Raw genomic sequence first — 8,671 nt, 5'->3', positions numbered from 1 at the left:
GGTTGACCCGCAAAAAAATCGTCACCTTGTTGGCTATCATCTCTATCTAAAAAACCATCATTATCACCACTACAACCCGCTAATAAAAATATTCCAGCCAACAACGTACTTATACTATTTTTGATCATGTCAGTCCTACTTTTTTATTATTAAGATGGCCTTATTAACCAAGTACTGAATTCAAGTTATCGTTCAAAGTGCTCAAGTTATTTATAAAAAATACAAATAGTGAATTAATGCACCAAACCCACAAAGCGATAAAAGTAACAAAACATAAGCAAAGATGTTACTAGCTCGTTAACAATCAGGCGAAAGTATTATCTCCATATAACCTAAAGATGCAATATATAAGCAAGATATAATTTAAAAAATCACCAATAGCGACTGTAAACAAGTGATAATTTAGTAACTTACTATTTAGACTCAGCTTTTATATGGATGTCTTATGAAGTAGATAGAGCAATAGACAAAAGAATTAAATAAAGACTGACGATAACGATAGATTTAAGTACCTTTAATTAGTGCTTTTCCGTAAAATTATAGTTCTAACATTCTTAACAACATTTTTATGCCAGACCTAACATTATTAGCCGTTTTTATTCCCACTTTTTTTCTTGTATCAGTCACCCCTGGAATGTGTATGACACTCGCAATGACACTCGGTATGAGTATTGGTGTCCGCAAGACTTTATGGATGATGGTGGGTGAATTAATTGGCGTTGCGATAGTCGCGATTGCTGCGGTAATGGGGGTTGCCAGCATCATGCTTAATTACCCTAACGTTTTTACTGCGTTCAAATTTGCTGGTGCAGCCTATCTCATCTATTTGGGGATTAAACAATGGCGTGCAAAAACAAAACTCACATTGGATGAGCAACAAACGATATTAACTAAACGTAGTAATCTATTTAATCAAGGTCTGATAACCGCGCTTGCAAATCCTAAAGGCTGGGCCTTTATGGTTACTCTGCTGCCACCATTTATCAATGTCGAACAAAACCTCACTATACAAATGATTGGTTTATTAACGATAATTTTATTAAGCGAGTTTTCTTGCATGCTTCTTTATGCAACAGGTGGTAAGAGCTTACGCATAGTATTAAATCGCAATGATAATATGAAATGGCTGAATAGAATCGCTGGCGGATTATTAATTATTGTCGGTTTCTGGCTCGCTATGAGCTAAAGACTTCTATTAAAGGTAAGCCGACTTATGCTTGCCTTTAATCAATTGTTGCGATTTGGTTAATATAAAGGCACATTATCCTAAAACATAATAAGGATACTATCGTGCGCCCAATCAAACACCTATTCGCTTTTAGTGTAAGCGCCATATTAGCGTTTGCCCCAAACTTAACCACGGCAAAAACACACGACTCTATATATAGTCACCAAGCTATTGCCCAACCTATTTGGGGCAAACAAGGAATGGTTGTCAGCCAAGAGGCGATAGCCAGCCAAGTGGGCGCCAACATTCTCAAACAAGGTGGTAATGCTGTTGATGCGGCTGTCGCCGTTGGTTTTGCACTCGCAGTTACCTTGCCAAGAGCGGGTAATATCGGCGGTGGCGGGTTTATGTTAGTGCATTTAAGTGAACAAAATAAAAACATTGCGATTGATTATCGCGAGATGGCCCCCGCACAAGCGCACCGAGACATGTTTTTAGATAAAGCGGGAAATGCTGATAACACTTTAAGCCGAAGTCATGGTTTAGCTGTTGGCGTTCCCGGTACTGTAAAAGGTTTTGAACTGGCGTTGAAAGAGTACGGCACTATGCCACTTGCCAGCGTTATCGCTCCCGCGATTGCATTAGCGAAAAATGGCATTGTGGTGACACCAGATTTGGCCAACTCATTAGCAATATCGGTGACCGATTATCTAAATGGCCCACCAGCAAACAAATATTCTATAAAGATCAAGGCAAGCAATTTTATCAAGCGGGGGAAATATTAAAGCAGCCAGAATTAGCACATTCACTACAACTTATTGCAAAACATGGCGTTAATGGTTTTTATCAGGGTGAAACAGCCGAAAAGTTAGTTAATGCGATTACTGCTGCAGGCGGAGTAATGAGTCTTAACGATCTTAATGACTATCAAGCTATTGTGCGTAAACCTGTAACAGGTAGCTACCGTGGTTATCAAGTCATTTCAATGCCGCCGCCCTCTTCTGGTGGCGTTCATATTGTGCAAATGCTCAATGTACTTGAACAATATCCGTTACATCAATTAGGTCTTAATTCTGCCGCGACCTTACATTTGATGACAGAAACCATGAAACATGCCTATGCTGACCGAAGTGAATATTTAGGTGATCCTGATTTTTTCAATGTCCCCGTTGACCAATTAACAAATAAAGCATATGCCAAGAAAATTGCATCACAAATCGACCTTAAACACGCCACACCAAGTAGCCAAATAAAACCCGGAAAACTCGCCAATTATGAAAGCCCACAAACGACTCACTACAGTGTTGTAGATAAATGGGGTAATGCCGTATCAAACACTTACACGCTAAATTTTAGTTATGGTTCAGGACTTGTAGCTGCTGGTACAGGTATTCTTTTAAATAATGAAATGGATGATTTTTCAGCAAAACCAGGCAGTCCTAATGGTTATGGTCTGATCGGTGGCGAAGCTAATTCGGTACAACCCCATAAACGTCCATTAAGCTCAATGACTCCCACAATTGTGATGAAGGATAATAAACCCTTTATTGTGACTGGCAGCCCTGGAGGTTCTAGGATCATTAATACAACCTTGCAAATTATCCTTAATGTGATTGACCATAAATTAAATATTGCTGAAGCAACTAATGTTGCTCGAGTGCACCACCAATGGCTACCAGATGAACTGCGAGTGGAACATACATTAAGTCCAGATACCATCCAGATCCTAAAAGATTTAGGGCATAACGTTAAAGTCAAAAATGCAATGGGATCGACTCAATCTATTATGGTTACCGAAGATGGCCATTGGGGCGCCTCAGATCCACGTCGTTTAGGTGCTGCCGCTATCGGTTATTAAGCCGATAAATCGATAAGCAATTTTGAACATTAATAAAGCACTCTTTATGGGTGCTTTTTCATACCAATTACAAAATGTTGCAACTTTTATATAGTAATGCAGCAATGCATCATGATATTTAACAAGGTCAAGCAAAAAACAACAGTCCTCACTAGTTAATAATATTAAATAATAAACAGTGATGACATTGATTAATAACACCAGGGATCAACATGAAAGTTATGACAATAAAGCCACTTGTTGCTGCGGTAACACTCGCATTATCACTTAGTGCATGTTCTACGATGCAAACCGCAAGCACTTCACAAGCCGAAGTTGCCCAGCAAATCATCAGTAAAAATCAGGATAACCCATTCTTTAAACCGTACCCTACTCCATACGGTATGCCTGATTTTGCCAATATAAAACCTGAACATTATCTACCTGCATTCAAAGCAGGTATTGCGCAACAAAAAGCTGAAATTCAAGCCATTATTAATAATCCTGAAAAACCAACATTTGCCAATACAATCGAAGCAATGGAGTTCTCTGGTAACCTTACAACTAAGGTTATTGGTGTGTTTTACAACCTAACAGGTGCCGATACCAATCCTGAATTGCAGTTGATCTCAAAAGAAGTGGGTCCAATGCTTTCAGCAGCTGGCGACGATGTACTGCTTAATGACGCTTTATTTCAACGAGTAAAAGCCGTTTATCAACAAAAAAATAGCTTAAATCTATCTGTTGCTCAGCAAAAATTATTGGATGATACCTATCAATCATTCGTGCGTGGTGGCGCCAATTTAGATGAAGCAGAAAAAGCGAAACTTCGTGTACTTAATGAGAAAATTGGTAAATTAAGCTTAGAGTTTGGTGATAATTTATTAGCTGAAACAAATGCTTTTGAACTGGTAATCGATAACAAAGCTGACTTAGCTGGTTTACCACAAGACATTATTGATACCGCGGCTCAAACAGCCACTAAGCGTGGTCATGATGGTAAATGGGTCTTCACTACTCACCGCCCATCTGTCACACCATTTTTAACCTATGCTGATAACCGTGAATTACGTGAAATTATCTTCAAAGGCTATATTGAAAGAGCAAACAACAATAATGCTAATGATAATAAAAAAATCTTAGCAAAAATGGCTGCGCTTCGTGCAGAACGAGCACAACTGTTAGGTTATAAAACCCATGCTCATATTGTATTGCAAGAACGTACAGCACAAACACCAGAAAATGTATACCAGCTTATCGATAAAGTATGGCCAGCTGCGCTAGACCAAGCGAAAGCAGAAGTTGCAGCAATGCAAGCATTGGTGGATGCTGAAGGTAAATCATTCAAAATCGAAGCGTGGGACTGGGCTTATTACTCAGATAAGATCCGCACTGCAAAATATGCATTTAATGAGCAAGATACACGCCCATATTTTTCATTAGAAAGCACTCTAGATGGTGTGTTCTACACGGCTAACCGTTTATTCGGCATTACCATGAAAGAGCGCACTGACTTACCGAAATACCACCCAGAAGTACGCACTTGGGAAGTTTATGACGCTAACAACAAATTAATTGCCATTTTTATGGGTGATTACTTTGTACGAGACTCAAAGCGTGGCGGTGCTTGGATGAATGCATATCGTCAGCAATATAATATGAATGGCGTTGAATCAATGCCAATCATTGTTAACGTGCTTAACTATCCAAAGCCAATGGGTGATGAGCCAGCATTACTGACATTTGATGAAGCAAGTACCCTATTCCATGAATTTGGTCATGCGCTACATGGCATGCTATCAGATGTTGAATACCGTTCACAATCAGGCACTTCGGTTCCTCGTGATTATGTAGAGTTCCCATCTCAAGTGATGGAAAACTGGATGATCCAACCAGAAGTATTGGCACAATTTGCTAAACATTATCAAACCGGTGAAGTGATCCCTCAAGCACTGGTTAATAAAATTCAAGCAGCCAGTAAGTTCAATCAAGGTTTTAACACTGTTGAATATATGGCAGCAACTAAACTGGATCTAGATTGGCATACTCAAACTGATTTTGAAGTTAAAGATGCAGCTCAGTTTGAAGCTAAGTCACTTGCAAACATGGGACTCATTGAAGAGATTGCACCGCGCTACCGTAGTACCTATTTTGCTCACATCTTTTCTGGTGGTTATTCAGCAGGTTATTACAGCTACTTATGGTCTGAAATCCTAGGTGCAGATGCGTTTGAAGCTTTCGTTGAAAATGGCATTTTTGATGAAAAAACGGCAAAGGCATTTAAAGATAACATCTTATCGCAAGGTGGCAGCCATGACCCAATGCACCTTTACAAAGCGTTCCGCGGTAAAGAAGCAGGGATTGAGCCACTACTACGCGCTAAGGGATTATTAGCTAAGTAATACCAATTCCATTAATAATGTGATCTTTCAGCGGGAATTCAAAGCCCTGTAGGCAAGGCAGAGGCTTGAAGCTAATAGTTATTCTATATCGAGAGCCTCCAACGTAGCATGAAGGGCTTTTGAAACCCGCACTACGTGAGTCTCTCAGACTTTCCACTTCTGCTTTGCATTGATTTAAAAGGGAATAACCATTTCTTCATCAATGCGCCTTGAATTGAAAAGTCTGAGTGGCTCTGAATTGATCACTTATTTAGTGGAATTGGTATAATCATCACAGTAGTGACTAAACCAAAAAAAACAGCAATATTTACCGTTTAATTCGTATCAACTCGCAGGCTTTTTATCTTTTTTACTGTCAACTTTTTCTGGCTGACTTAATAATGGCTGACAGTGTATTTTAGCCATTAATTGTTTAGGTTTATCGCCATCTTTATCAACTAACGATTCAGAATTACATACCACAAATTCAGTGCTGTAATTCGGTTGTTTAGCCTTCTCTATTTCCGTTTTATAATAAAGGGCGACTTCTTTATCTAGCGACTTAACCAATGCATTTACAGTTGTGTTTAAGTGCGTTGAATAAGCTTGATAACTGCCTTTGGCACCATTTGAAGAATTAACCGCATCAACACAATAATAGAAAGCAGCATCTCTAAATAATTGTACCGTATGCGTGCGTCGATAGAGTTGATTAACATGTTTTGAAAAATTAGCCGCCAGCTCAGCATTCACAGTTTTATCTGCATCTATGTTTGCTTGCAGCGCAGTAGCAATTGCAGTAGTGATGGTATCAGCAGCTTCTGGTGGTGGCTCGGCACAAAAATTACCAGAAATCATATTGGCAACAATAATTCGCCTTTGTGCGGTGACAGATAATGTGCCTAATGCCATCTCAGCATTATCTTCATTGATTAATGTATCTTCTATCACATCCCGATTATAGAAAGCATTAATGGACTCTGCGCACCCCGTTAACCCATAACTTATTAATAGAAAAAATAATATCCTAATCATATAACTCATCTCCTTGTTGATACTCAGCTCTTTCGCAATGAAACGACTTGAAAATTCAACAACAGGAAGAGTGAAAACGTTAATAGTATAGACTAGAAATTATGGGGTTAATGCCAGATAGCAAAAAGGCGCTTAACCTAAGTTAAGCGCCTTCTCTAAATTATGGCGGAGGAGCAGGGATTTGAACCCTGGAACGGGATAAACCGTTGCCGGTTTTCAAGACCGGTGCATTCGACCACTCTGCCACCCCTCCGACGCAATGAATAATACGTAGCAAAACCCTTGCTGTAAATCATTATTTTCACCAACTTAAGTGTTCGCTTAAATTGACAACAGTTAGCTTAAGTTAGCAACAAAACATGTTTAAAATAACGTCTCTACAAATTGGCATCAGCGAAATAATCAGTTAGCATCGTCGCGATTGCCTGCTTAATTGGACCACCAACCACATTTCTGGTTTGAATAAGGTCAATCGTTGTCATCCAGCCGTGTGGCTCATAATCCAAATCAAGTTTAATTAATGCTCCACTTTGCAACTCCGCTTGTACCAACTGTTGTGGCACCATTGCCCAACCAATTCCTTGCAATGCAAAATCAATCATTAATTGATGACTATTTACATACCAAAGGTTATTACCAATGCTATGGCTAAACCACAACTCTTGATTATGACGGCTACGATGAACTAATTGGCAATGCTCTCTTAATTGTGACTCTCCTACCACCTTGTTATCAGCAAGCGGATGCATGGCTGCAACGACAGTAATAAACTTATTATGGCCGATTGTTGAAAAATCCATATTATCAGGCGTTGAACCATCACTGTATACGACCCCTGCTTGTGCCATCCCCCGGCTCACCATATCACGAATATCAAATGTCGAACTGGTAAGCACTTCAAACTGAGTCAACGGAAAAGTATGTTTTAGCTGTGCAATAAGTTGACATAACTCAGGATTAAATAAACTGTCATCAATAGCAACGCAAAACTCATGCTCTTGCATCGCATCAAGTGCCACTATCTTTTGATCAAACCGCAGTCGTTGTAATAAGATTGAACGCGCAAGCGGTAATAATGCTTGTCCTTCTGGAGTAAGTACAGGCGTACTGCGACTGCGATCAAATAGTGTTTGATTAATCGCAATTTCAAAATTTGCTATCGCTTGACTAATACCTGACTGTGCACGTCCTAATTTACGCGCCGCAGCAGAAAATGAACCACATTCATAAACACAGACGAACATCTTTAGTTGTTCAAAACTATACATTTTTGAGTCCCAAAATTATTGCATAAGCATGCTATCACTTTTCGTGATAGTAGCTAACTTTTATCTGTCGATTTTCGTTCTAAAATAGATTCACCATTAATCATTGGAACATCAAAGTGTCATCTGTCGAAAGGGTATTTCATGCTGTGCTATTTGAAATACTTGCCGTTATGTTATCGATAATGGGTTTAGTCATCTTTACCGATCACCAAATATCAGCACTATCCCACACCATGGTAATTATCGCGATTATCGCTATGCTATGGAATTTTGTATTTAATACTATCTTTGATCACTATATCCATGGTCAACGTGAGAACCGCAGTTGGTCATTACGTATCACTCATGGGTTATTGTTTGAAGGTGGCTTATTATTTATAACCGTTCCAGTAATGGCGCATCTACTTAACACCGATTTATGGCATGCCTTTATGCTCGATATTGGCGTCACCATTTTTATTACCTTCTATACCCTTGTGTATAACTACGCTTATGATCATATTAGGATCAAAGTAAGAAGGCATATTGCAATATAATAAAATCTGATTTAATTCATGACTTTTATTAAACGCTGACGCTTATCTTGATATTGACGTTTGATATATTTACTACAAAGCCTAAATCTGTTTATCTGATTTGGGCTTTTTATTTGCTCTAGCCCCAATAGCCCAATCAATATTATTACTCCACAGTAAAAGTAATTTGTTATTTTCTGCGATTATCATTCTTTTGGAAATAAATATAATACATCTCATCGATTAGCCGCGAGGTTGATTATTTTTTTATAGTGCCAAACAACGCGCTAACCAATTTTCATAGGAATATCTCATGACAGATAAATTTATCAAATCAAAAGCAGCGATTGCTTGGGGTCCAGGTCAACCACTATCAGTAGAAGAAGTTGACGTTATGCTACCTCGTGCGGGCGAAGTATTAGTTCGTATCGTTGCTACAGGCGTATGCCACACCGACGCATTCACCA

General features: G+C 39.0%; 5 protein-coding genes, 1 tRNA gene and 1 pseudogene. 4 read left to right on the top strand and 3 right to left on the bottom strand.

Going from position 1 to position 8,671, the window contains the following annotated elements; all coding sequences use genetic code 11:
• Window positions 1–568 precede the first annotated feature (568 nt).
• The 3 genes and pseudogenes from JCM15074_RS19810 (at window position 569) to JCM15074_RS19800 (ending at window position 5,407) form a co-directional block, all read left to right on the top strand.
• A complete protein-coding gene (locus JCM15074_RS19810) occupies window positions 569–1,186 on the top strand; it encodes a LysE family translocator (protein WP_025823656.1) in 618 nt (205 codons plus the stop codon).
• Between the two features lie 104 nt (window positions 1,187–1,290).
• Window positions 1,291–3,026 (top strand): annotated as a pseudogene (ggt, locus tag JCM15074_RS23245) (gamma-glutamyltransferase).
• Between the two features lie 212 nt (window positions 3,027–3,238).
• Window positions 3,239–5,407, top strand: a complete 2,169-nt coding sequence (locus tag JCM15074_RS19800) for a M3 family metallopeptidase (protein ID WP_025823654.1) — start codon at window positions 3,239–3,241, stop codon at window positions 5,405–5,407.
• Window positions 5,408–5,731: 324 nt separating this feature from the next.
• On the opposite strand, the gene JCM15074_RS19795 is transcribed toward JCM15074_RS19800, so the two are convergent.
• From JCM15074_RS19795 to JCM15074_RS19785, 3 genes are all read right to left on the bottom strand, one after another.
• Window positions 5,732–6,421 (bottom strand): hypothetical protein, encoded by a 690-nt coding sequence (locus tag JCM15074_RS19795; protein WP_025823652.1) that lies wholly within the window; start codon window positions 6,419–6,421, stop codon window positions 5,732–5,734.
• A gap of 163 nt (window positions 6,422–6,584) precedes the next feature.
• A tRNA-Ser gene (locus tag JCM15074_RS19790) sits at window positions 6,585–6,674 on the bottom strand.
• A gap of 124 nt (window positions 6,675–6,798) precedes the next feature.
• Window positions 6,799–7,689, bottom strand: coding sequence for a LysR family transcriptional regulator (locus JCM15074_RS19785; RefSeq protein WP_025823650.1), 891 nt, complete (start codon window positions 7,687–7,689; stop codon window positions 6,799–6,801).
• Window positions 7,690–7,805: 116 nt separating this feature from the next.
• Between JCM15074_RS19785 and JCM15074_RS19780 the strand changes: the two genes are divergently transcribed.
• A complete protein-coding gene (locus JCM15074_RS19780) occupies window positions 7,806–8,225 on the top strand; it encodes a PACE efflux transporter (RefSeq protein ID WP_025823648.1) in 420 nt (139 codons plus the stop codon).
• Window positions 8,226–8,671 lie beyond the last annotated feature (446 nt).

Source organism: Shewanella marina JCM 15074 (assembly GCF_000614975.1).
GTDB lineage: Bacteria > Pseudomonadota > Gammaproteobacteria > Enterobacterales > Shewanellaceae > Shewanella > Shewanella marina.
This window is presented reverse-complemented; position numbering and strand designations above follow the sequence as displayed.